This is a genomic window from Rhodococcus sp. NPDC055112, assembly GCF_053607505.1.
Genome location: NZ_JBSGTR010000008.1, coordinates 123,675 through 145,721, shown reverse-complemented (window position 1 = coordinate 145,721; position 22,047 = coordinate 123,675). Strand labels below are relative to the sequence as shown.

Annotated in this window: 24 protein-coding genes and 1 pseudogene; 15 read left to right on the top strand and 10 right to left on the bottom strand. The window is 65.2% G+C overall.

Going from position 1 to position 22,047, the window contains the following annotated elements; all coding sequences use genetic code 11:
• Positions 1–42: 42 nt before the first annotated feature.
• On the top strand, positions 43–921 hold the full coding sequence (locus ACWFRB_RS06870; protein ID WP_452639752.1) for an oxidoreductase: 879 nt from the start codon (positions 43–45) through the stop codon (positions 919–921).
• Positions 922–929: 8 nt separating this feature from the next.
• Positions 930–1,463 (top strand): VOC family protein, encoded by a 534-nt coding sequence (locus tag ACWFRB_RS06865; RefSeq protein ID WP_452639751.1) that lies wholly within the window; start codon positions 930–932, stop codon positions 1,461–1,463.
• Between the two features lie 18 nt (positions 1,464–1,481).
• On the opposite strand, the gene ACWFRB_RS06860 is transcribed toward ACWFRB_RS06865, so the two are convergent.
• The gene (locus ACWFRB_RS06860; RefSeq protein WP_452639749.1) at positions 1,482–1,910 is read right to left on the bottom strand and encodes an organic hydroperoxide resistance protein; all 429 of its coding nucleotides are present in this window, start codon (positions 1,908–1,910) and stop codon (positions 1,482–1,484) included.
• Positions 1,911–1,951: 41 nt separating this feature from the next.
• Positions 1,952–2,392, bottom strand: a complete 441-nt coding sequence (locus tag ACWFRB_RS06855) for a MarR family winged helix-turn-helix transcriptional regulator (protein WP_452639748.1) — start codon at positions 2,390–2,392, stop codon at positions 1,952–1,954.
• Between the two features lie 241 nt (positions 2,393–2,633).
• On the opposite strand from ACWFRB_RS06855, the gene ACWFRB_RS06850 reads away from it, so the two are divergent.
• Together ACWFRB_RS06850 and ACWFRB_RS06845 are read left to right on the top strand one after the other, a co-directional pair.
• The gene (locus ACWFRB_RS06850; RefSeq protein ID WP_452639746.1) at positions 2,634–3,422 is read left to right on the top strand and encodes a putative protein N(5)-glutamine methyltransferase; all 789 of its coding nucleotides are present in this window, start codon (positions 2,634–2,636) and stop codon (positions 3,420–3,422) included.
• Between the two features lie 169 nt (positions 3,423–3,591).
• Entirely contained in the window at positions 3,592–4,335 is a 744-nt protein-coding gene (locus ACWFRB_RS06845) for an SDR family oxidoreductase (protein ID WP_452639745.1), read from the top strand.
• A gap of 52 nt (positions 4,336–4,387) precedes the next feature.
• Here ACWFRB_RS06845 and ACWFRB_RS06840 read toward each other — a convergent pair whose 3' ends face one another.
• The gene (locus ACWFRB_RS06840) at positions 4,388–4,849 is read right to left on the bottom strand and encodes a hypothetical protein (RefSeq protein ID WP_452639743.1); all 462 of its coding nucleotides are present in this window, start codon (positions 4,847–4,849) and stop codon (positions 4,388–4,390) included.
• A 68-nt stretch (positions 4,850–4,917) separates the two neighbouring features.
• Here ACWFRB_RS06840 and ACWFRB_RS06835 point away from each other — a divergent pair, with 68 nt between their 5' ends.
• On the top strand, positions 4,918–5,223 hold the full coding sequence (locus tag ACWFRB_RS06835; protein ID WP_452639742.1) for a hypothetical protein: 306 nt from the start codon (positions 4,918–4,920) through the stop codon (positions 5,221–5,223).
• A 39-nt stretch (positions 5,224–5,262) separates the two neighbouring features.
• On the opposite strand, the gene ACWFRB_RS06830 is transcribed toward ACWFRB_RS06835, so the two are convergent.
• The gene (locus ACWFRB_RS06830) at positions 5,263–6,123 is read right to left on the bottom strand and encodes a haloalkane dehalogenase (protein ID WP_452639740.1); all 861 of its coding nucleotides are present in this window, start codon (positions 6,121–6,123) and stop codon (positions 5,263–5,265) included.
• Between the two features lie 146 nt (positions 6,124–6,269).
• On the opposite strand from ACWFRB_RS06830, the gene ACWFRB_RS06825 reads away from it, so the two are divergent.
• On the top strand, positions 6,270–6,854 hold the full coding sequence (locus ACWFRB_RS06825) for a TetR/AcrR family transcriptional regulator (protein ID WP_452639739.1): 585 nt from the start codon (positions 6,270–6,272) through the stop codon (positions 6,852–6,854).
• Between the two features lie 111 nt (positions 6,855–6,965).
• On the opposite strand, the gene ACWFRB_RS06820 is transcribed toward ACWFRB_RS06825, so the two are convergent.
• From ACWFRB_RS06820 to ACWFRB_RS06810, 3 genes are all read right to left on the bottom strand, one after another.
• Positions 6,966–7,577, bottom strand: a complete 612-nt coding sequence (locus tag ACWFRB_RS06820) for an NAD(P)H-dependent oxidoreductase (protein ID WP_452639737.1) — start codon at positions 7,575–7,577, stop codon at positions 6,966–6,968.
• 184 nt (positions 7,578–7,761) lie between these two features.
• Positions 7,762–8,358 carry a hypothetical protein gene (locus ACWFRB_RS06815; RefSeq protein ID WP_452639736.1) on the bottom strand — a complete coding sequence of 199 codons (597 nt, stop codon included), beginning with the start codon at positions 8,356–8,358 and terminating at the stop codon, positions 7,762–7,764.
• A gap of 319 nt (positions 8,359–8,677) precedes the next feature.
• Positions 8,678–9,019, bottom strand: coding sequence for a DUF1330 domain-containing protein (locus tag ACWFRB_RS06810; RefSeq protein WP_452639734.1), 342 nt, complete (start codon positions 9,017–9,019; stop codon positions 8,678–8,680).
• A 372-nt stretch (positions 9,020–9,391) separates the two neighbouring features.
• On the opposite strand from ACWFRB_RS06810, the gene mraY reads away from it, so the two are divergent.
• Positions 9,392–10,465 carry a phospho-N-acetylmuramoyl-pentapeptide-transferase gene (gene mraY / locus ACWFRB_RS06805; RefSeq protein WP_452639732.1) on the top strand — a complete coding sequence of 358 codons (1,074 nt, stop codon included), beginning with the start codon at positions 9,392–9,394 and terminating at the stop codon, positions 10,463–10,465.
• Between the two features lie 61 nt (positions 10,466–10,526).
• Here the strand turns inward: mraY and ACWFRB_RS06800 are convergent.
• A pseudogene (locus tag ACWFRB_RS06800) lies at positions 10,527–10,859 on the bottom strand (ABC transporter permease subunit); the annotation flags it as partial.
• 97 nt (positions 10,860–10,956) lie between these two features.
• On the opposite strand from ACWFRB_RS06800, the gene ACWFRB_RS06795 reads away from it, so the two are divergent.
• The 8 genes from ACWFRB_RS06795 (at position 10,957) to ACWFRB_RS06760 (ending at position 18,632) form a co-directional block, all read left to right on the top strand.
• A complete protein-coding gene (locus tag ACWFRB_RS06795) occupies positions 10,957–12,084 on the top strand; it encodes an NDMA-dependent alcohol dehydrogenase (RefSeq protein ID WP_452639730.1) in 1,128 nt (375 codons plus the stop codon).
• Between the two features lie 175 nt (positions 12,085–12,259).
• Entirely contained in the window at positions 12,260–12,856 is a 597-nt protein-coding gene (locus ACWFRB_RS06790; protein ID WP_452639729.1) for a DUF4178 domain-containing protein, read from the top strand.
• Between the two features lie 1,083 nt (positions 12,857–13,939).
• Positions 13,940–14,878, top strand: coding sequence for an ABC transporter ATP-binding protein (locus tag ACWFRB_RS06785; protein WP_452639727.1), 939 nt, complete (start codon positions 13,940–13,942; stop codon positions 14,876–14,878).
• 37 nt (positions 14,879–14,915) lie between these two features.
• Positions 14,916–15,683, top strand: coding sequence for an ABC transporter permease subunit (locus ACWFRB_RS06780; RefSeq protein WP_452639725.1), 768 nt, complete (start codon positions 14,916–14,918; stop codon positions 15,681–15,683).
• An 87-nt stretch (positions 15,684–15,770) separates the two neighbouring features.
• The gene (locus ACWFRB_RS06775) at positions 15,771–16,823 is read left to right on the top strand and encodes a serine hydrolase domain-containing protein (protein WP_452639724.1); all 1,053 of its coding nucleotides are present in this window, start codon (positions 15,771–15,773) and stop codon (positions 16,821–16,823) included.
• A 428-nt stretch (positions 16,824–17,251) separates the two neighbouring features.
• The gene (locus tag ACWFRB_RS06770; protein ID WP_452639723.1) at positions 17,252–17,842 is read left to right on the top strand and encodes a TIGR03086 family metal-binding protein; all 591 of its coding nucleotides are present in this window, start codon (positions 17,252–17,254) and stop codon (positions 17,840–17,842) included.
• A 36-nt stretch (positions 17,843–17,878) separates the two neighbouring features.
• A complete protein-coding gene (locus tag ACWFRB_RS06765; RefSeq protein WP_452639721.1) occupies positions 17,879–18,217 on the top strand; it encodes a 3-keto-5-aminohexanoate cleavage protein in 339 nt (112 codons plus the stop codon).
• Positions 18,218–18,236: 19 nt separating this feature from the next.
• Positions 18,237–18,632, top strand: a complete 396-nt coding sequence (locus ACWFRB_RS06760; protein ID WP_452639719.1) for a 3-keto-5-aminohexanoate cleavage protein — start codon at positions 18,237–18,239, stop codon at positions 18,630–18,632.
• 351 nt (positions 18,633–18,983) lie between these two features.
• Here the strand turns inward: ACWFRB_RS06760 and ACWFRB_RS06755 are convergent, their stop codons facing one another.
• On the bottom strand, positions 18,984–20,144 hold the full coding sequence (locus ACWFRB_RS06755) for an alpha/beta hydrolase family protein (RefSeq protein ID WP_452639718.1): 1,161 nt from the start codon (positions 20,142–20,144) through the stop codon (positions 18,984–18,986).
• Between the two features lie 530 nt (positions 20,145–20,674).
• Positions 20,675–21,748, bottom strand: coding sequence for an alpha/beta fold hydrolase (locus tag ACWFRB_RS06750; protein WP_452639716.1), 1,074 nt, complete (start codon positions 21,746–21,748; stop codon positions 20,675–20,677).
• Positions 21,749–22,047: the final 299 nt, after the last annotated feature.

Here is a 22,047-nt window from a genome sequence, read left to right as displayed (position 1 = left end):
GATCCATCGGATCCGCGCCCGCCCTCGTCGTAAGCTGGGTTGATGGTGAAGTGGACAGCGCAGGACATTGCTGATCAGCAGGGCCGCACCTTCGTGGTGACCGGCGCCAACAGCGGGCTGGGGGAGGTCGCGGCCCGCGCTCTGGGAGCGGCGGGAGCCTCTGTGATCCTGGCCTGCCGCAATGTCGACAAGGGCAGTGCCGTTGCCGCCCAGATCGGGGAGAACGCACAGGTGCGCCGCCTCGACCTGGCCGACCTGTCATCGGTGCGCGAGTTCGCCGCCGGCGTCGAGAAAGTCGACGTGTTGATCAACAACGCGGGGGTGATGGCAGTGCCGAAGGGCGCCACCGCCGACGGGTTCGAGACGCAGTTCGGCACGAACCACCTCGGTCACTTCGCGTTGACCGGGTTGCTGCTCGACCGGATCTCCGATCGCGTCGTCACGATGTCGAGCCTCTTCCACCGGCTCGGCAGCATCGATCTCGACGACCCGAACTACCAGCGCCGCACCTACCGCCGCTGGCCGGCGTACGGACAGTCGAAGCTGGCCAACCTGATGTTCGCCTACGAGCTCGACCGTCGACTGAGCCAGTCGGGCTCGAGCGTGAAATCCGTTGCTGCCCACCCCGGATACGCGTCCACCGGTCTGCAGGGTCACACCGAGTCCATCTGGGACCGACTGATGGGCATCGGTGACCTGATGGCGCAGAGCGCGGAGATGGGCGCCCTGCCCGAGCTGTACGCCGCGACGGCGCCCGACGTGGTGGGTGGCACCTACTTCGGGCCCGACGGGCCCTTCGAACAGCGCGGTTACCCCAAGGTGGTCGGCTCCTCCTCGAAGTCGCGGGACCAGACGGTGGCCCGGGCGCTGTGGGGCGAGTCCGAGCGACTGACCGGCGTCACCTACTCATTCGGAAGCTGAGCACACAGATGTCGATTAGCCGACTGAACCATGCCGTGTTGTTCGTGGCCGACCTCGAGCGCAGCCTGGCCTTCTACCAGGACGTGCTCGGATTCCGCCCGCTGCCGGGGGGATTTCCTGGTGCGGCCTTCCTGCAGGCCGCGAACTCGGCCAACGATCACGACCTGGGCCTGTTCCAGAGCCCGAGCGGGCCGAGCCGTGCCCGCCGGGGCGACGTGGGGCTCTACCACCTCGCCTGGGAGGTGGACACCCTCACCGACCTGGCGTCGATGCGCGAGAAGCTCATCGAGGCAGGGGCGCTGACCGGTGCGAGCAATCACGGGTCGACCAAGGCCCTCTACGCCAAGGACCCGGACGGTATCGAGTTCGAGGTGTGCTGGCTCGTCCCGGACGACCGGGTGGAGGAGGAGCTGGTGCCGGGCATGCCGCCGACCCGCCCCCTCGACATCGACGACGAGATCGAGAGGTACGGGCCGGAGACCCCGAGCGGTCCGCGCACCGATCCCGCCGTGTGGGAACGGATCTTCGCCCGCCGGTCCTGATCTCGTTGCCGGTGCGGCCTAGTCGTCGGCCTCGGCAACCACGAGGGTGACCTCGATGTTGCCTCGGGTGGCGTTCGAGTACGGGCAGACCTGGTGGGCCTTTGCGGTCAGGTCCTCGGCCTCGGCGCGAGCAAGGTGCGGTAGCGACACCTCGAGGGTGACCTCGAGGCCGAATCCGCCGCCGTCGACCGAGCCGATGCCGACCCGGGCGCCGACCGCCGAGTCGGCTACGTTCGCCTTGACCTGGCGGGCGACCAACTGCAGCGCGGAGTGGAAGCAGGCCGCGTAGCCGGCCGCGAAGAGTTGCTCGGGGTTGGTGCCGTCGCCGGTGCCGCCCATCGCTGTCGGGATGGCGAGATCGAAGTCCAGCCTGCCGTCCGAGGAGCGGGCGTGGCCGTTGCGTCCGTCGCCGGTGGCGAGGGCCTCTGCGGTGTAGAGCGTCTTCATCTTTTCTCCTTCGGTGGTGCCAGGGAATGGGTTGGCGGGATTCAGGGTTGGGTCGAGTCCTGCAGTGCGCGGGTTAGCAGGACCAGGGCCTCCCGGAGGGCGGCCAGCTCGGATTCGGACATTCCGGTGGACTTGGCGAGCCGCCGCGGGATGTCCTGTGCGTGGCCGCGGAGGGTTCGTCCGGTGGCGGTCAGGTGGACCTCCACGCGGCGCTCGTCGGTACTCAGGCGTCGGCGTTCGATGAGCCCGAGGCCCTCCAGTCGCTTGAGCAGGGGCGAGAGGGTGCCGGTGTCCAGGCCGAGCTCCGTGCAGATCTCGCGGACCCCACGGCCGTCGCGCTCCCAGAGCGTCAGCATCACCAGGTACTGCGGGTAGGTGAGGCCGAGATCCTCCAGGAGCGGGCGATACGCGGCGGTGGCGGCGCGCGAGGCCGAGTAGAGGGCGAAGCACACCTGCCGGTCGAGGGCGAGTTCGTCGGTCACGAGATTCAAGGTAGTGCACTGTTAAGTTGTGCACAACCATGTGTGACGCGGCTCAAATGGTCCTCGGAATTCCGATGGCCCTCCGTCGTGACTCGGGTAGCGTTCACGGCCGCAGTAGTCGTCCGACCGAGGAGGTGAGACCGGTGTCCGTTTTGGCAACCCGGGTGCTCTCACCGTGTGCGGTCCGACCGGCGTAGGTGATCGCGAGAGCGCCCATCGGTATTCCCCGAAAGGCGTTCCCATGTCTGCTATCTCATCGCTGTGCCCGCAATTCCCCATCGTCGCCCGGCTGCGCGCCGCCGGCTGCGTCTTCGCGGAGGACGAGGCGCGCCTGCTCGTCTCCGCCGCCGCGACCCCCGACCACCTCGAGGCCATGGTGGACCGCCGCGTCGCGGGTCTGCCGCTCGAGCAGATCCTCGGCTGGGCCGAGTTCTGCGGCCTGCGGATCGCCGTGGACCCCGGGGTCTTCGTGCCCCGCCGCCGCACCGAGTTCCTCGCCCGTCAGGCGGCGGCCGTCGCCCACCACCGGGCGGTCGTCCTCGATCTCTGTTGCGGATCCGGCGCGGTGGGCGTCGCGCTGACCGCGGCCGGGGGTGACATCGAACTGCACGCGGTCGACGTCGATCCGGTCGCCGTCCGCTGCGCGCGCCGCAATGCCGGCGGTGCCCGGGTGTACGAGGGCGATCTCTACGATCCGCTGCCCCGATCCCTGCGCGGCCGAATCGATGTCCTGGTGGCCAACGCTCCCTACGTGCCAACCGGCTCGATCGGGATGCTGCCGCCGGAGGCTCGCGTCCACGAGCCGATGGTGGCGCTCGACGGTGGGACCGATGGCGTCGACATTCAGCGCAGGGTCGCCGCCGAGGCCACCCGCTGGCTGGCGCCGGGCGGACACCTGTTGATCGAGACGAGCGAACGGCAGGCGCCGCTGACGGTCGACGCCTTCGTTCGCAGAGGGCTGACACCCCGGGTCACCAGCTCGGACGAGTCGGGCGCCACCGTCGTGATCGGAACCAGGCACCCCGGCTGAGGGCACGATGCCGAGTACCGTGATGTCTGCGGTGCGTGCGTGTCGACATTGCCACCGGCCTTGCCTCGTACCGAGTGACCAGATCTGCGCGCGACGGTGCCTGAGGCTGTCTGCCCTCGATGCGGGGACTCGCTGGACCCGAGCATTCGCTCCGACGGAAGGAATGAGCATGAAGATCGTTGTCATCGGCGGCACCGGGCTGATCGGCTCGAAGCTCGTCGCTCGATTGAATGAGGCAGGCGACCAGGCGGTTCCGGCCGCGCCCAGTACGGGCGTGAACACCCTCACAGGTGAGGGAGTCCACGAGGTGCTGCAGGATGCGAACGTGGTGGTCGATGTCTCCAATTCGCCGTCGTTCGCCGACGACGATGTCATGAACTTCTTCCGGACCTCCACCACGAACCTGCTCGAGGCCGCCGCCGCGGCCGGCGTCGGACACTACGTCGCCTTGTCGGTGGTCGGCACGGATCGGTTGCCGGAGTCCGGGTACCTGCGGGCGAAGGTGGCGCAGGAGGAACTGATCACGGGGTCGGGTCTGCCCTACTCGCTCGTACACGCGACGCAGTTCTTCGAATTCGCTGGTGGCATAGCCGATTCCGCGACAGTCGACGGCGAGGTGCGGCTCCCGGACGCCGGTGTGCAGCCCATTGCCGCGGACGAGGTGGCACCGGTGGTGGGCAGCACTGCGGTGGGTGCGCCGCTGAACGGCACCGTCGAGGTCGCGGGTCCGGAAGTGTTCGGCATGGACCAGTGGATCCGCACCGTGCTGGCCGCGCGTTCCGATCCGCGCACGGTGGTCACCGATCCCCAGGCGCGGTACTTCGGGGCGGTGTTGGGGCCCGAGAGCCTGCTGCCCGGTCGTGGCGCGCAGTTGGCGCAGACACGACTGTCGGAGTGGCTGGCCCGCCAGTGACCCGATCGCGCGGGCGGCCGCCGGCCGGATCCGCCTTCGGGGTACGTCTCGCCTACGCCATCCCTCGCAGGTGGCCAGAAGGGCTGTAGTCGATCTTCCAGTCCGTGTACACGCCGAGCATCCCGTCTCGCAGGCACCGCAGCCCGATACTCACCCAGCGCACATCGTCGCTCCCGTCGCCGGTCGGGGCGAACCCGACGGCGATGGCGAACTCCTGCCCACCGCAGGGGCATTCGCACTGGACGGGTTCGGCTTCGGACCAGTGGTCCACGCTGTCGGCGATCAGGACGGCGTCGTCGCAGGCCACGCAGAGCCGTTCGGCGCAACCCGCCTCGTCATCCGCGCCGATCTCGAAGGCTCGCCCGCCGCATTCCGCACACACCGACTCGGCCACGGTATCGACCTCGTAGCCACCGGCGCGGAAATCCTTCACATACGCGGCGAGGGCGGTGAAATCCTCGCCGTGCCCGTGCCCGTGCCCCTGCCCCTGCCCCTGCGATTCCTCTGACGTCACCCGCGTCATTGTGCACGGCGGGTACGACTGAACCGTCCGTCACCGTGGGCAGCGGCGATACTGGTCGAGTGAGCATCACACGGTGTTTCGACCTGTCGTCGGCGCGATGGATCGAGGAACGACAGGAAGACTGGCAGCGGCTGGCTGCTCGGGGCCCGGCCTGCTTCGACAAGTACGCACGCCTGCGATTCATTCCGGACCCGAGCTATCCAGGCCAGCGCGAGGGCGATGTTCATGCCGACCCGGGTGCACTTTCCGACAACGAACAACTCGGTGTCGTCCTGGCCGAGTTGGCCCGGCACACCGACACGCCCGACGACTGCTACTTCCGTGTCTGGGAAGGGTGGCCGAGCTTCAGCGCCGATGACCGCTAGCAGAACATGTCTCGGGAAAGTTCCAGCCCCCACGATGACTCACGGGAACCGATTCATGATGGCCGAGATGATGTCTCCGGGTGCGTGTTCCTGGATGAAGTGCCGCGCATGGGGTAGCTCGACGACATCGAGATCGGCGAATGCGGCCTGTATCCGCGGGATACAGGCTTTCGGACGGAAAACCAGATCTCGCATCCCCCACACGGCCAGGGTCGGCTTGCGCCCCAGCAAGGCGGGTATATCTTGGGCGAGTTGGTCCAAGAGCGGGCGTGCGGCACGAATTTCCTTGGGCATGACCGCGAGTCCACCTCGTGCTTCCTCTGTTGGTTGCACCATGCGGTAGTGGTCGGCCTCCGCCTCGGTGAGCGTGCGGCCAAGCTCCCCGAGCAGGAAGCGCTCCACAAGGAGGTTCTTCTCGAGTATGCGGCGCTGCATGGGGCGGCTGCCCATGATTGCGCTGAATGCCCGATTGGCCAACGGCTCGATCGGCCAGAATGCAGTGTTGCCCAGCACGATTCCTCTGACACGATCCGCCCGCGTGGTTGCCGCGCCCAGCCCGATGGGTCCACCCCAGTCCTGCCCCATCAGGATGAGGTCGTCCAGTTGAAGATGGTCGATCACTTCGCCAAGGACCACCGTCTGCTCGGCGATCCTGTAGCCGAAATTCGCCGGCCGTTCGGACAATCCGAAGCCCAGTTGGTCAACGGCGATGCACCGGTACCGCTCGCGCAGGCCCTTCACGATGTGGCGGTAGAGGAAACTCCACGTCGGGGAGCCATGGCAGAACAATATCGGCGGTCCGGCCCCCTCGTCGATGTAGTGAACTCGACCGGCAGACGAGTCGAACCAGCGCGATTCGAACGGGTACAGGGTCTCGTCGGGAACGAAATCGATCAGCATTGACGCCCTCCTCGTCCGGACCATCTCTTCGCGTCGCAATCCGCGCTACCAGTCCGCTACACCTGTAGCGGCCAATTTTCAGCACGCTACACCTGTAGCATCGGATCGTGTCAACACGAGCAACCAGTGGCGATGAGCGCCGAGAGTTGATCGCCAACAGCGCCATCCGCATCATTGCCCGGGACGGCGTTCGCGCGCTCACGCATCGAGGCGTCGACAGGGAAGCCGGGATCCCGCAGGGGGCGACCTCACATCACGCAAGAACCCGGCTTGCGCTGCTCGAGCTCATCGTCAACACGCTCGCCGAACGTGCGATGGCTGACGCCAAGCAGGCAGCAGACTCGCTGAACGCAACGTCGCAGAGTGAACGCCGACTGAGCATCGCCGAGCTTGCGGGCGTGATCACCGCACTTGTCGAGACACTCGCGGACCGCCGCGACGACATGAGGGCCCGCTACGCACTCATTCTCGAACTCGATGACGTGCCCCTGCTTCGAGGAAAGCTGACGACACAGTCCGAAGTCCACGCCATTACCCGAGAAGTGACCGCGTTGTTCCTCACCAGGGCGGGTCTTCCCAATTCCGACGAACGGGTCGAGGAGTTGATCGCCCTCACGGACTCCCTGGTGTTCCAGCGAACGATCATCCAGGAGCCCATCTCTCCGGAATCCATCCTCACCGCCTACCTGCGCGGCGTCGCCCTTCCGGTCAGCCCCACCGTGGAGTCGTGAGATCCGACCGACATGTCGAGTTGCCGCGGTCGGGGTACCCGGCGTCCGGACCTCACCGCAAGGTCGTCGTCCACGCGGTTGATGGGCGTTCGTTGATTGACCGCGTAGGTGTCAGCCGACTTTCGTCGGGGCGGAAGCGAGGGCGGCGGCCATGTCGCGGGCCTGCTCTAGCCACTGGGCGCGCGTCTGTTCGTCCGCGTCGGTGACGGTGCGGAACACGACCCGCCGGACATCTCGGATCCCCACGTAGGGGAGCACACAGGCGCCCCAGATCTGTTGGAGGGGATCGCCGAATTCGGTGTGCTCGCGGTCGGCTGGGGTGTCCGACGTGTTCAGCACGAGGGCATGGCGTGCGCGCAGTAGTCCGGCCGGTTCGCCATCAGCGGTCTCCAGTTTGTACGCCACGGAGGGGGCGAGCACGCGCTGCACCCAGCCGGTCAGGATCGCCGGCGGCATTCCCCACCAGTTCGGGTGGATGAACACCAGGGCGTCGAACGTGCCGATTTCGGCCTGATGCGCGCGCACGAGATCGTCGGCGGCGGCCCCGGATGCCGCCACGGTTTCGGTCTCTGCCGCGGTCAGAGCAGGATCGAACCCCTCGGCATACAAGTCGTGAGTCACTACCTCGGCGCCGTGGGCACGCAGTTCGGCGACCACCGTGTCGAACAGGGCTCGGTTGAAACTATCGGTGCGGGGGTGTGCCAGATAGACAGCTACGCGCATGCCCAGGACAGTGCCACAGAGAGGTCCGGAGCGGAATCCGCGCGCCCATCAATGGAAATCCCGTTCGAGCGTCCCGGCGGGATCGAATACCACGACATGGAGAAGGCGCTCGGCAGCTCTGAATTCCATCTCGGAGCAAGCGAGGCTCGCCATCGTGGGGCCGACGCTCTTGCTGGCGCGATGATCAGCCGGCAGATCGCGATCCATCAATCGGCGGCTCGGTGAGCGCCGCACGAATCCGCTCGTATGCCTGCCGAGTCTCCTGCGCCGCGAGGAAGTCATCCAACGGCGCTCCATTCGCCCGGAAGTCTGCCTCCTCGAGCAGGGCGATGCCGAGTGCGGCGATCCGCTCCGACGATCGTTCCTCCAGATAGGCGCCCCACGCCTCCATCGCGGTGATCGCGCGCAGGAGATCCGGATCCATGTCGCCATCCGACAGATCGCCCTCGTCGATCTCCACGATCCATGCCCGAAGCTGCTCGGCGGACGCCGTAGCCACTCCGTCGGCGGCCGCGCTGACCGAGCGTGCTCCGGCGTCCGTCAGCTCTGCTGCCGCAGCCGCTGCCACGCCATCCGCGGTGAGGAGCTCCCGCGTGACCGCGATCCCGAACGCGACCTGCGCCTGGACCGCAGCCCGGGTTGCAAACTCGCGAACGGAGTTCTCGACTTCCTCGTAGCTACTTATGCCGAGCCGCCTTTCAGTCTGGGCCAGGTTCGCCGGAGACCCTGATATGGATGTGAAGGTTCCTCTGTGTAAGTCAACCCCGATTCGTTCGAACACCCCCGGCGAGGCGAGGACTCGGGCGGCACGTTGCGTGTTGGAGCACTCTGTGTCGGCCTCGTTCAGTGTAGACGTTTGCGCTGTCCGGTCTGTGGTGCACTCCCGGCTTCGGCGCAGTCGCAGGTACCTCTCTGTTCCGTTCCAACCGGAGAACGGGACCACGGCCAGGCCCCATATAGGTGGTATCCCGGGTCTGGCAGGACGCTGGTTCGGCCGAATCGAAGTCCTGGGTCCGTAGAAAAGCGACGGGATCCTCGGTCCTCACGCCTCCCGCGAGCGTCATTCGCGGGAGGCGTGAGGACACCGGGCAGGTCGCCGATCAGTCAAGACCTTCGATAATGCGGAAGTCACGCTCGACGCCGTCGGCGAGGACATCCAGCGCCTCCTGGTAGGCCTTACTCTCGCGCGCCGCGACGGCCTGTTCAAAACTGTCGAACTCAATCAGGATGGTGCGCTCGGCGATGCCGGCGTCGTGGGCGACGACCTGAACGCCACGCGAGAGGAGCCGCCCGCCTCCGAGCCGGACGGCCGGACCGGCCAGCTTGTCGTAGGCAGCCAGCTTTTCAGGATCTGAAATGGTGCGGTAGACGCTGACCCAGTAGCCCTTGGGCCTGACTGCGGCGATGTCCCCCGCGAGTGCCTGCCTTGCTGATTTGCCCATGATGGTCCCCTCATATGCCCGGCTGTGGACGCGGGAGGGCAACCAATCAAATTCGCCCCCCGGCTTGATCGCGATCTCAGCCTAAGCGTCGGGGCCCTGAGGGCACTACCGAAGGGTCTGTGAGCGGGTCCGCTACCGGACCGCTGGGCGGCCCACCGTGGTGGCCGTCCCATGCCCGTTCTGACGCGGTGGTCTGCCCTCGCCTCCCTGGCGGCTTGCCTCGCCGGTGTCTGGATCGACCGGGTGAGGCGACCGAGTCGGCGTTGCCGCAGTCAGGGATGATTGGGCCCGTTCAGTTGAGGGGACTTAGCCCAATCGCCTGCGCTTGATTGAGTCGATGACAGCGCTGGGATTGCACTATGCGGGGGAATATTGAGGCAGATACTTTTTGCGGCTGGAATTGCACTTGCGGTATCGATTCTGCTGACACCGCTTCTGATCAGGGCGTTTTCGAGGCAGGGCTTCGGTCAGGAGATCAGAGTCGAGGGGCCAGCGAGTCATCAGGCCAAGCGCGGAACACCGACCATGGGCGGGGTCGCGATTCTGTGCGGGCTGTGGGCCGGCTATCTGGGATCGCACCTGATCGGCATCGGGTATCAGGCGAACGGTCCGTCAGCCTCGGGCCTGTTGGTACTCGGCCTCACAACAGCTCTCGCCGGCGTCGGGTTCTTGGACGACTACATCAAGATTCGGAAGCGACGAAACCTCGGCCTGAAGGCAACCGGCAAGTACATCGGCCAGCTTTCCGCCGCGGTGATCTTCGCGATACTCGCTCTAAACTTTCGCGGCGGTAGCGGTCTGACGCCTGCCAGCACGAACCTGTCGCTCATCCGGGACACCACCATCGCGATGGGCGCAATCGTGTTCGTCCTGTTCACCTGTCTGGTGGTGGTTTCGTGGTCCAACGCGGTGAATCTGACCGATGGTCTCGATGGCCTCGCCGCCGGGTCGATGGGGTTGGCGCTCGGTGGCTACGCGATCATCACGTTCTGGCAGTACCGAAATGCCTGCGAGACCGCCCCGGGCGAGGGCTGCTATGACGTGCGCGACCCGCTCGACCTGGCACTGATCTGTGCCGCCGGCGTGGGCGCCTGTATTGGATTCCTGTGGTGGAACGCAGCGCCGGCAAAAATCTTCATGGGCGATACCGGCTCGCTCGCACTGGGAGGGCTCCTGGCGGGCCTCTCCATCACCACTCGGACGGAACTGCTTGCAGTCATGATCGGTGCGTTGTTCGTCGTGGAGGCGGCATCAGTGCTGATTCAGATCGCGGTCTTTCGCACTTTTCACAGTCGCGTCTTTCGAATGGCGCCGCTGCACCACCATTTCGAGCTCGGAGGCTGGCCCGAAACAGTCGTGATCATCAGGTTCTGGCTGTTCGCGGCGATTGCATCGGCGGTCGGCCTCGGACTGTTCTACAGCGAGTATCTTGCCGCCGCGGACTGACGAGAACGCTGAGGACGTCCAGACCGAGCCCTGAATCGGCCTGGGCAAGACTGACGAGCGATCACGATGTCGGCGGTGCCGGGCTGAGGCGGCCTTCGCGGAGGGTCACTGCCGGCAGAACCATTACGGCCAAACCCATCAGTAGTGCCGCCGCGCAATTACGTGCCAAAGGTGTTGTGATCGTTGGCGTAGCGGCCGTGTACCGGCAGGGTCAGTGTCTGCGAATTGCCCGGCGACGCTGTGGAAACCATGAGTGCCGCACCGAACTCGCGAGAGCGCGCGCTGCGGTGAGCGCGACATCGTAGGTCAGGCCCCAGCGTATGGCGGGCAAGGTAATACGCCAGAACGTCGGCCAGCGCGAGGCGCCGCGGGTGGCCGAGGCCCGTTCCTGTTCATGGTTGCCCGAACGAACAAACTAGAACCTGTTCCAATTTGAGAAGTTTGTGGCTATGGTCACAGCTGCCAATAGTCAATACGGGGAGGGTGTTGCAATGAAGACCAAGGGCGCGTTGCTGTGGGGCATCAACGAGAAGTGGTCAGTCGAGGAGATCGAACTCGGTGACCCGGTCGCCGGCGAGGTGCAGATCCGCATGGAAGCTGCCGGCATGTGCCACTCCGATCATCACATCGTTACCGGTGCGACGCCGATGTCGTCCTACCCGGCGATGGGTGGCCATGAGGGTGCGGGTGTGGTCACCAAGCTCGGTGATGGGGTCAAGGATCTCGAGGTCGGCGACCATGTGGTGCTCTCGTTCATTCCGGCGTGTGGGCGCTGCCCGTCGTGCGTGTCGGGCCATTCGAACGTCTGTGATCTCGGTATGAAGCTGCTGCAGGGCCAGGCCATCGCCGACGGCACCTACCGAGTCCAGGCTCGCGGGGAGAACGTGGTCCCGATGAGCCTGCTCGGCACGTTCTCGCCCTACATAACCGTCCACGAGTCCTCCGTCGTCAAGATCGAGAAGGACATTCCGTTCGAGCTCGCCGCCCTCGTCGGCTGCGGTGTCCCGACCGGATGGGGTTCGGCGACGAACATCGCCGAGATCAAACCGGGTGAATCGGTCGCCATCATCGGCGTCGGGGGCGTCGGTATGTTCGCACTGCAGGGCGCGGTCGCGTCAGGTGCGCGCCACGTCTTCGCGATCGACCCGGTGCCGTTCAAGCGCGAGCAGGCGCTCAAGTTCGGTGCCACGCACGCGTTCGCCTCGATGGAGGAGGCGATCGAGCCGATCATGGAGATCACCTGGGGCCGCATGTGCCAGAAGACGATCATCACCGTCGGCGAGATGAAGGGCGAGTACATCGACCCGGCCCTGACGCTCACAGCCAAGACCGGTCGCTGCGTCCTCACCGCGATGGGCCACATCGCCGACATGGACGCCAAGCTCAACGCGTTCACGTTCACGTTGCTCCAGAAGGGCCTGCAGGGCAACATCTACGGTGGCTGCAATACCCGCGTGGACATCCCGAACCTGCTGAACCTGTACAGGGCCGGCCTGCTCAACCTCGAGGACATGGTCACCAACACCTACTCGCTCGAACAGGTCAACGAGGGTTACCAGGACATGCTCGACGGCAAGAACATTCGCGGCGTCATCCGCTACACCGAAGCGGACTGGTAAATCGCCGATCGGGCGTGCCCCGCAATCTGATCGGGTGCAGACGCTCGATCGGATCGGGCAATGGCCGGTGAACAACGCCTCGATCGCTGTCGTCTACGACGGTGACCGAGGCGTTGCGCATTTCGGTACGCATTACGGTAGCTGTCGAGTCCAGCGTGAGGGGAACACTGTCGGGATGGGTGCCGTGATTCTTCTACTCGCCCTGTTGGTTCTGATCTCGATCGCCGGGAACGTCATACTCGGCCGGCGCACAAGCACTCCCGGTGCGCTACCGCGGGTCGATTCGCTCGCCGCCAACCCGGAGGCCTACGACCCGCTCCGGATCGGTGTCGGTGACATCGTCACGTATGCCGGTGTCGATCACGTCGTCGGCGGCACGATCAACTTCGACCAGGAGGGATTTCGCTGGCACGAGCACCTGCTCGACGGTCCGACCGGCCGTCGCCGGCTCACGGTCGAGTACGAAGAGGGCGAACTGGAGATGACGCTGTGGACGCGGTGCGAGGGGACCGGCCTCGAGCCCGGCGAAGACGTGGCTCTCGACAACCGCGTATACCGGCAGGTCAGGTCCGGTGCTGTTCAGTTCACCGCAGTGGGAACGACCGGCACGGCACCGTCCGGATTGATGGACTATGCGGACTACGCGACCGCAGACAGGAGCGGTCTGCTCGCGTTCGAGCGATGGGCGAAGGCCGCGTCATGGGAGGTATCGACCGTACGCGCCGTCACACGCGGCGAGCTTACGGTCATCCACGCGGGTTCCCGCGAGTGAGCGTGCATCTGCTCGAGGTCGCACCATCCCACGTCGACGCGTCCAACCCCTCAACGCCGCCATCCACATCGTCGCCGCCACCCCAAGCCCGACCACCCAGCAGCGACGGACGTACCTACCACCAGGGCTAGATGGCCGAAGGCAAGACATCGCGTGAGGCCATGCGTTGCCTCAAACGGCAAGTCGCGGAACGCCTGTGGCGCACCGTTACGCGACGACTTGCTTCAGTGCCTCGAGGTGGCGCTCACTTTCTGGTGACCGATCTGAGTCGGACGAATGTCCAAATATTCCGTTACGAATGGCGAACCAGTTGGTAGCCTCCCGGGCCAGCGACGCGGCCGGGATGGGGCTGCGTAGCAGACCTGCACACCGGTGCAGGCGAACTACAGGGGGAAAATTGGTAGTCGTCATCGTGCTCATTGCCGGCTTTCTCGTACTCCTTGCCGGCGGAACAGCCCTCATTGGGCGGGACAGACCAGATCCCGAGGAGTCAGACGAGAAGTGGATGTCCCGCGGGCTACCCGAGGATCATCCGTAGCTTCCCCTTTCAGTGCCAGTTCTGGCGAGACGTCAACGGCGACCGTCCGGAGAGGGGGCGCACCGGTGCCCGTATCGGCCCGCACCGCGTCGGGCAGCCCCGTTCGAACACGATTCGTTGACGGACACACCGGAACCCTCAAGTTGGCGGTTGCAGCAAAAAAACCGGCGGAGTGGTTACCCATGGGCTACAGTCCCGTCCGCTCAATTGAGCAGCGGGGCGGGACAAGCCAGGGCGTGGCGTCTGGCCTGTTCCGCTACAGGGGAGGAACAAATAGACGAAATCTTGAGCCGACAGCTTGCCGTCTGGGTGACGGTAATGGCCGCATGTGCTGAGCCACATTAGGTTCGGGCGCCGTGCTGCAGTGGGCATGACAAGGACAACATTGACCAAGCGGCCTCATCGGCTCGAGGTCGGTGTCGGTGATCGACTGAGAGAGCTGCGGAAGCCGCTGACCGTTCCGCGCAGTGTCCGCCGAAGACGGTGAGTCCACAGCCTGTAGGTACCTGGAGGAAGTCGAGCGGTCTGCATGATGGGGGGAGGAAATGGTGATCGAGGCACACCGATTGACCAAACGTTACGGGTCAACGCTTGCTGTCGATGACTTGTCATTCACTGCGAGAACGGGTCGAGTCACTGCGCTCCTTGGTCATAGTGGTGCAGGGAAATCGTCCACCCTGCGGATGTTGCTGGGACTCGACCACCCGACCAGCGGCCACGCGCTCATCGGCGGCCGCCCATTTCGGGACCTGGAACGACCTTCGACGGCGGTGGGGGCGATTCTCGATGCAGGCTGGATATATCCATACAGGTCTGCCCGTACGCATCTGCGCTGGGTGGCACTGGCTGGCAGGGTCTCCCTGCGTCGTGTGGACGCAGTGTTGGAGCAGGTCGACCTGACGTATGCGGCGGACGAGCGGATCGATAGCTTCTCCGGTGGGATGTTGCAACGGCTCGGCGTGGCGTCGGCGCTTCTCGGAGACCCGTCAGTGGTGGTGGCCGACGCGCCCTTCGATGATCGCGGGCAAGGAGATATCGCGTGGATCCGAGGGATGCTCGCACAGTGTGCCCGCGACGGCCGCACGGTACTGGTATCCGGCCGTTCCGTCCCCGAGATCGCCGTCCTCGCCGACGACCTGGTGATCGTCCATCGCGGCCGCCTTGTCGCGCGGTGCACGACCGACGAGTTCATCGCACAGGCAGGCGGCGGCATGTTGAAGGTGCGATCACCGCAATTGTCGAAGCTCGAAGACGCGTTGCGCGCCAAGGGAATCCCAACGTTCAGCAGCCCCGACTTGCACGTCGAGCGGGGGGGAGAGCAGGCACCGAGCCTGCTGGTCGCGGCCGCTAACCGCCGCGAGGTGGGAACGATCGCCGCGGTGTATGAACTCGAACTCTCGGAAGTCGCGACCTCCGATAGCTCGCTGGAGGATGCGTTGGTGAATCTGATGAGCAGTGTCGAAGGCATGACCGCGCGTGACTGATATGCGAGGGCGAACCTCAGAAACGGAATTGGTGCACATGCTCGCCGCGGAACTCGTCAAAGTGGTCTCCATGCGATCGACGCGGTGGTGCGGCGCCCTGATCGTGTTCTGTGCGTGCGGCTGGGCCGTGGTGTGGGCGGGAATACACCGCAGGGCAACCGATCTGGGCTTGCCCGAGTCCGCGGACAACATGCCAGCATCAGTCATCACCACACAGACCGGATGTGTCCCCGGTCTTGTGATCGTCATGATCATGGCGGCACTCGCGGCGACCACCGAATATCGGACTGGGACAATCAAACTCACCTTCCAGGCAACTGCCAATCGGAGCACGGTCGTTCTCGCTAAGACGGCTGCGGTTGGGCTACTGGCTGCGCTGATCGGCGAAGTCACTGGCTGGCTCGCCTACGGAACTGCCAAGCTCGTCAATCCCAGCGGCGTCGCGTCCATCACCACAGGTGCGCAGTTGCGCGCAGTCGCAGGGGTCGGACTGGTCTACGCGATCGGTGCTGCGATGGCAGTCGCAGTCGGGATGCTCATCAGAAACACCATCGCCGCGGTAGCGCTCATCGTGCTCTACCCCTTGCTTATCGAGAACGTCGTCCCCACCATTCCCGGTGTCGGATCCGCCCTCGAGCCGTGGCTGCCCTTCACGGTAGCCCTGCATTTCCTGTTCGACAGCGCCCCTGAATCGCTCGAGACCGCCGCGATCCTTCCGGGCTGGTGGGCGTTCGCGTATATCGCAATGATCGCTACCGTCCTCATGGCGACTGCGTCGATCGTGATCACGAAACGCGACGCATAGACCGCTCCACAACCGGGCGGGGCGGCGCCAAACAGGGCATGGCGGACCAAGATCAACACTAATCACGGTCTTCGACAAGGTGGATCCATGACGCGGCGACGAGTGCTGACCCTTAGTGCCGTTCTGGTGCTGGCCCTGGTGGCTGGGATTGCGGTCTGGTGGCTCGTACGCGACACCGACGAGCTACGGCGGCCAGACGACCCGGCCGCGGCGATCGCCCGGCTGGAGCGGGAGCTGCCAGGTGTGCTGGCCGAGGCGAAGGTGCCGGGGGCCGCGGTCGCATTGATCATCGACGGCCAGCCGTCGTACGTTCACGGCTTCGGCGAGCAGAATGGTCGTCCGGTCAACGAAGGCACGATCTTTCAGGCCGGATCGATATCCAAGACGGTTGCCGCGGCGGGCCTGGTACGCCGGTTCGCCGACCAGCTCGATAAGCCGGCGCTCGACCGTCTGCAGGGTTGGGCGCTGCCAGGCGACGGTCCAGATCCGGCCGCGATCACGTTGCGGACGCTGCTCAGCCACACCGCCGGCATCAACGTGCCCGGCTATCTGGGAACATCGCAGCCGGCGGCGTCGACGGTCGACTCGCTGCTCGGACGCGCTGGTGCCGAGCCGGTCCGCCAGTCCGAGAAGCCCGGTCGCTACCGCTACAGCGGTGGCGGTTACACGATCGCTCAGCTGTACGCGGAGTCGGTCACCGGCGCTCCGCTGCCGGAGGTGATCGAGAAAGAAGTGCTCGCTCCACTGGGCATGAACAGCACCGGCTATGCCTGCGGGCCGGAGGTGATCGCCGGCCACGATCAAGAAGGCCGGCCGATGCCGCGCTATCGCTATGCCGAGTCCGCCGCCGCCGGTCTTTGCACCTCGGTCGACGATCTTGGTCGGTTCGCGGCCTGGATGGCCTCCGATGATCCGGTCGCGGTCCAACTCCGCCAACCGGTCGTCGGCACCGACGGCGCGTACGGCCTCGGCGTAGAGATCGACGGCCCACAGATGGTCGGCCACTTAGGAGTCAACCGTGGCTACTACGCCCGTCTCCTGATCAATCCCAGCCAGCGCTTCGGCGTCGCCGTGATAACCAATGGTGATCAAGGTGACCGGGTAGTGGCCCGCGTCCTCAAGATCATCGCCGAGTCCTGAGCCTGAGAAATCTGCCAGAGTGCTAGTTTCGGCTGGGAGATCTGGGGCATATCCAGATGTAAGGCCACCGAGTGCAAATGTGGGTCGTGCCGACCTATCTCCAGGGTGGCATCACCCACACCTCGGATCGAACATCGCACTCTTTGGAAGCGGGAACCGTGACTCTGGCCTGGGCGACCACCCTGGTAATTGCAGTCCTCTATCTCGCATTCGGCTCAATGACAGCGGTTGGTGAGTTTCGGAGGGTTGGAAGACTTCCCGCGGCCGTGGCCGCTGGGATTCTCTTTCCGTTTTTCTGGGTCGCGTGGTATGTCCGTGATCGGCCGAGCAGGAACTGATGATGAGTGAGAGCTCAGCTCTCCCGCCTCGTCTAGGAGGAAGGACTCTGGATACGTCCGACAAGCGGTGGTTCCGATAGCGTTGCGGCCATGTTGGACACCATCGTGTTGGAACCGGAGGATCTCGACGCGCTTGACCGTGCGACTCAATCATTTTCGCAGGTTCTCGGGTCGTTGGATGCCGCTGAACTTTCCCGCCCCACCACTTGCGGTGACTGGACCATCAAGGACGTCGCCAATCATGTCTGCGGCGGTGCAGTGCGCTATGCGCATTACCTGCGTGGCGGCATGCCGGAGGGCGCTGTCTGGACCCGCACGGCCGATCATGTGGGCGACGATCCACGCGTCGCCCACGAGCACCTGTCCGCCGAGTTGCGAACGCTGTTCGCGCAACCCGATGCCGGGTCGATTCGTGCACATCACCCGATGAAGACGGTCAGCGGCGGCGCGCTGCTGCGCATGCGCGTCGAAGAACTCGTGGTGCATGCGTGGGACATCGAGAGCACCCTTGATGCCGAGTCGTCGATAGATAACGCGCTCGCTGTCTACATTCTCGATCGCGGTGCCGCGATCCTGCAGACGCAACGCGAACATGGGTACTTCGCCGATGTCGAACCGGCCGGTCGCCACGCCGCCGCCCCAGAACGGCTGCTCGCGAGCACTGGACGTTCCGCGCTCTAACGGGAACCGGAATCCGTACCGGCACATGGGGGTCGAGTGAGTTCGGGCAAGCCGCTGGTGATCGAGGCAGCGATCAATGGGTCGAGGTCAAAGATGGCCAATCCCAACGTTCCGCGTACGGTCGAGGAGATCTTCGCGACGACTCTCGCCTGTGTCGACGCAGGCGCATCCATCGTGCATAACCACAACGACGAGCCGAACTTCGGTGAGCCGAGCGTGCATTCGGCCGATCCCTACGAAGCGGCGTGGCGCCAAATCTGGGCAACTCGCCCCGGTTTGCTGCTGCACCCCACGACATCGGGTGAGCGCTCATCCGCGATTGCCGAGCGCTTCTCCCACATCGTAGAACTCCATCAGCGCGGCGCCCTGTCGTGAGGCGGACCTACCACTTCACGTGTCCATCTACGAACCCGGCTTCCTCCGGCTCACCCTCGCGCACCACAAGGCGGGCCGGCTGCCAGCGCGGACGAAGGTCCAGCTGTATTTCGGCGGACCGACGGCACTGTTCGGCCTACCGCCGACGCGGACCAGTCTGAATGCCTACGTCGAGATGATCAGCGACGTAGGACTTCCGTGGATGGTCGGGGTGCCGTGGGGAGACGTGCTCGGATCAGGGCTCGCCGGCGCAGCCCTGCAAGCGGGCGGCCATGTCCGAGTCGGTCTTGAGGACTACGCCGGACGGGGACAGCCAACGAACGAGGAGCTGGTGGCACAGGCGGCCGACCTCGGGGCACAGCATGGTCGCCCTCCAGTCGGTATGGACGACGCCATGGCCGCTCTCTGGGGTTAGGGTTCGGGTGGAGCCTGGTTGCTGGACCGCGCGTGCACGGCGTTGGCCGCACTTCCTTTGGCCGTGCATGCTCTCGAGAGGCCGCCGGTGTCAGGACGCCGACGGCCTCGCTCATGAAACGAGCCCTGCCGAATGTCGCGCATCCGGCAGGGCTCGTGTGCCACACACAGGGGGATGGGAGTGGCACATTCTGGAAATCGAGGTTTCAGGGCGTCGCGTTACCTCACCTCCATCTGCCGGGCCGCGGCCGCAAGCGGTGGAACGCGGAGTCGGCCTCTTCACCGCCTCCTCCGCGTCGACCGCCCGCTCGAGCTGCACCCATACTTCTGAATGCGTCTCGGCCGTGGGACGTCAGTTGTGGTGGAGGATGGGGTTGTCGGTGATCGCGGCATCTACGAGCCCCGTCTTGCCTGCAGCACCTTCGTTGAGGAAGGCGGTCAGGAGGGCGCCCAGCGCGCGATGCAGGTCGGTGGGGTCGGCGTGGCCGACGATCTCCGTGCCGAGGTCGCCGAGCTGGGGGGCGAACCATTCCAGATCAGTGAACGAGTAGTGGCGTGCGGTGGGGACGGCCACATGTGCGATGTCCTGTCCGGGGAGTCCGAGCAGCCGGGAGAGGGCCGGATCCGTTGCGGGGTCGGTGTCGGCGCTCGTGACCACGAGCGTGGGGACCGCGGCGCCCACATTCGCGACCGGCCCCCACGGCGTCCCGTCCAGGTCCACGGCCCCGACGATGCGCCGATCGTCCGCTGCCGCCTGCAATGCGGCGGCGCCGCCAAGCGAATGGCCCATCGCGATCACCCGTGAGGTGTCCAGCGCGCCCGCCAGGCCGGCAGGCAGAACCAGCCCGTCCGGATCCGTTCCGCCGTCGTTCAAGCCCGAGAGCAGATCGAGTGCGCCGATGAGGTCACGCGCCCGCCCGGCAGTCGCGTCGTCGGAGAGCATGCGGAGACGGTCGGTGTCGGAGGCGGCAGCCTCGAACTGTGCCGCCCGCGTTCCTGTCCGAATGGTCCCGTCGGGGAATCGGATCGCCGCGGAGTCCCCCGGATGATCCACGGCCAGTACCGCGATCCCATCGCTGGCGAGCTGCTCCGCGATCGCCGTGCTGGTGGTTCGGGTGCTGCCCAGCCCGGGGGAGAAGACCACCACCGGGACGCCTGCCCCAGCCGCCACATCCGCACCGGCCACCGAGTTCGAGTCGATACGCGCGAGGTCGGGGATGCTTGCGGCATCCACCCCCAGCAGCTGCGCCAGGGCGGGGGCCTGGACGGTGGCGACCTCCGGCTCCAACCATGCGGCCCGCGCTTGGTCGGCCCGCGTCTTCGCGGGATACCACAGCTGCGCCATGGTCTGCTCCCGCTCAGCGACAGGATCCGCTCCTACGTGAAACGTCATCGTGCCGACCTCCGACGCCCCGCTCGGTTCCGGCAGCACAAACGGGGCAAGGTCGATGTGCGCTGCGCGGCACCCGGTCAGGCCACACACGATCGCCACCGCCGCTGCGGATAGCACCATCCGAACACTGCTGATCAACGCCCAACCTCCTCGCCACCGCAACCGGCGGTCATGCCGGAAGTGCACTCACAAGCCACAGGCAAACATCCGCATACGAGATTCGCTCAGTCGACGAGATACACCCGTCTTCACACCCGGCCGGAACCGATTGCCGCACAGTAGGCATGGTGGTCAGCGCACTTGTCCCTCCCTGTTACGGGAAAGACCAGACGTCGTGCCCTGCCTGTCTCGCCCCATTGCTCATTGAGCGGACGGGACTGTAGCCCATGGGAAACCACGCCGCAGGTTCTTTTGCTGTGTTGGAATTTCGGCGGCCACCTCGACTGAGGAGTTGGTTTGCACGGGTTCGACCCGGTCGTTCAAGTCTGGCTTGGTCAAGATCGCCCCATCCCACCTCGACCCGGCAACGCTGACTCTGCCAACTAAGTGACCATCCCACGCGACGATTTCGAGCAACGCCTTGCGATGCTGTTGTCCGCGTGGTCCGCCTCGACGTCGGTGTCTCCAACGGCCCGCACGGACACCACCACTTAGTTTCCTTCTCTCGCTGCTTTCGAGAGCTCTTGAAGGGCGCCAACATAAGCGCTCGTTCGCGCGAAGTGAATGTCGTGTGAGCTGCGCACTCGGACTGTGTGGTTGTCGTGCAGCAGTTCTTCGACGTGGGCGAGATCTTCATCGCTCAGCGCCGCGAGCAGGTTCCCTCGGCGATCGTGCCGGGTGGTTGCTTTGAGGAACACTGTTGGGCAGGCGATCCCGCGGAGCGTTTCTGCCTGGTCGAATCCCCGGAACCACGAGTTGTCGACAAAACCCGCGGTGAAGCGGAGATCATACGGGTGGCTCGCGCTCTCCCATATGCGGTTGGTTTTCACTGACACCCAGCGGATCAGAGGCAGGCGATCCGGGTCTGCTCTGCGCTGCCTTGTCACCTGTGTGGTGAATACGTGCCACATCGGACCGAAGTAGCGAGTCCAGTAGCTCCGGGGCATGTACCAGCACACCCAGTCAGGTTCTTCGCTCTGCGCGAGAAAGGAAATAACGCTGAGGTAGTTGTCGATGTAGACATAGGTATGCGGTACCCGGCTGGGCTCCGTCGAAAAGAATGGGGGATCTTCGAGAAGCGCTCCGCGCACCGCATCCGGGTGGCGATCGGCGATCACTGCCGCGACAAGACCCCCCGAGGAATGTCCTGCGATGAGCGCCGGTTCTCCGAACACCTTCTCGATGAGCGCGGCCATGTCGTCGGCAATCTGTACTGCCGTGTAGTCGGCCGGGTTCCAGGTACTTTCGCCATGGCCGTGAACGTCGACGACAACCACGTGGAAGTCCTCGACCAAGTGCGGGAGAGTCTTGCAGTACTCCTTCCAGATACTGCCCTGGCCCGGGATCAACAGCAGGGGGGTGCCTCCACTCGGTCCCTCAGCGATGTTGATTTCGAGGCCGTCACGCACGTTCACCTTGCGCTCTGCGAATCCAAGGGCAACCGCTTCGCGTACGTGCTTTTCGTAGTAGTCCTTCGTGGTGAAAGACGCGATCACCGCGCGCACGGCGAAGTTCACCATAAGGCCGGCAAGGGCCCGGATGCCGAGCTTGACGAGGCGTGCCACCGGTCGGCTCATCCCTCTCCGCCGCTTTCGTTCGTCGAGGTACCGAGCACCTCTCTCACCCCTGCATACTCGGCCGGATCGACCAACGCGATGCCATTGAGCGATTCTGGGAGGTACCTGTGAACAGTTCTTCCTGACTCAACCTAATGATCGTCGCGCCAGTCGGATTGCGGGGCGCGCCGGGAACTTACAGCCAATAGTTGATAGTGAGGCCTCGGAATCGGTGACTGCTCGTCTGTGGTTGCGGCGCAGCGTCATTCGCCTGCAATCGATCGTCGGTCCGTCTAACCTCCACGGCG

Coding starts and splice junctions, on each gene's coding strand:
- ACWFRB_RS06870 (WP_452639752.1), top strand. CDS start 43: ATGGTGAAGTGGACAGCGCAGGACATTGCTGATCAGCAGGGCCGCACC.
- ACWFRB_RS06865 (WP_452639751.1), top strand. CDS start 930: ATGTCGATTAGCCGACTGAACCATGCCGTGTTGTTCGTGGCCGACCTC.
- ACWFRB_RS06860 (WP_452639749.1), bottom strand. CDS start 1,910: ATGAAGACGCTCTACACCGCAGAGGCCCTCGCCACCGGCGACGGACGC.
- ACWFRB_RS06850 (WP_452639746.1), top strand. CDS start 2,634: ATGTCTGCTATCTCATCGCTGTGCCCGCAATTCCCCATCGTCGCCCGG.
- ACWFRB_RS06845 (WP_452639745.1), top strand. CDS start 3,592: ATGAAGATCGTTGTCATCGGCGGCACCGGGCTGATCGGCTCGAAGCTC.
- ACWFRB_RS06830 (WP_452639740.1), bottom strand. CDS start 6,123: ATGCTGATCGATTTCGTTCCCGACGAGACCCTGTACCCGTTCGAATCG.
- ACWFRB_RS06820 (WP_452639737.1), bottom strand. CDS start 7,577: ATGCGCGTAGCTGTCTATCTGGCACACCCCCGCACCGATAGTTTCAAC.
- ACWFRB_RS06810 (WP_452639734.1), bottom strand. CDS start 9,019: ATGGGCAAATCAGCAAGGCAGGCACTCGCGGGGGACATCGCCGCAGTC.
- ACWFRB_RS06795 (WP_452639730.1), top strand. CDS start 10,957: ATGAAGACCAAGGGCGCGTTGCTGTGGGGCATCAACGAGAAGTGGTCA.
- ACWFRB_RS06790 (WP_452639729.1), top strand. CDS start 12,260: ATGGGTGCCGTGATTCTTCTACTCGCCCTGTTGGTTCTGATCTCGATC.
- ACWFRB_RS06785 (WP_452639727.1), top strand. CDS start 13,940: ATGGTGATCGAGGCACACCGATTGACCAAACGTTACGGGTCAACGCTT.
- ACWFRB_RS06780 (WP_452639725.1), top strand. CDS start 14,916: ATGCTCGCCGCGGAACTCGTCAAAGTGGTCTCCATGCGATCGACGCGG.
- ACWFRB_RS06775 (WP_452639724.1), top strand. CDS start 15,771: ATGACGCGGCGACGAGTGCTGACCCTTAGTGCCGTTCTGGTGCTGGCC.
- ACWFRB_RS06770 (WP_452639723.1), top strand. CDS start 17,252: ATGTTGGACACCATCGTGTTGGAACCGGAGGATCTCGACGCGCTTGAC.
- ACWFRB_RS06755 (WP_452639718.1), bottom strand. CDS start 20,144: ATGGTGCTATCCGCAGCGGCGGTGGCGATCGTGTGTGGCCTGACCGGG.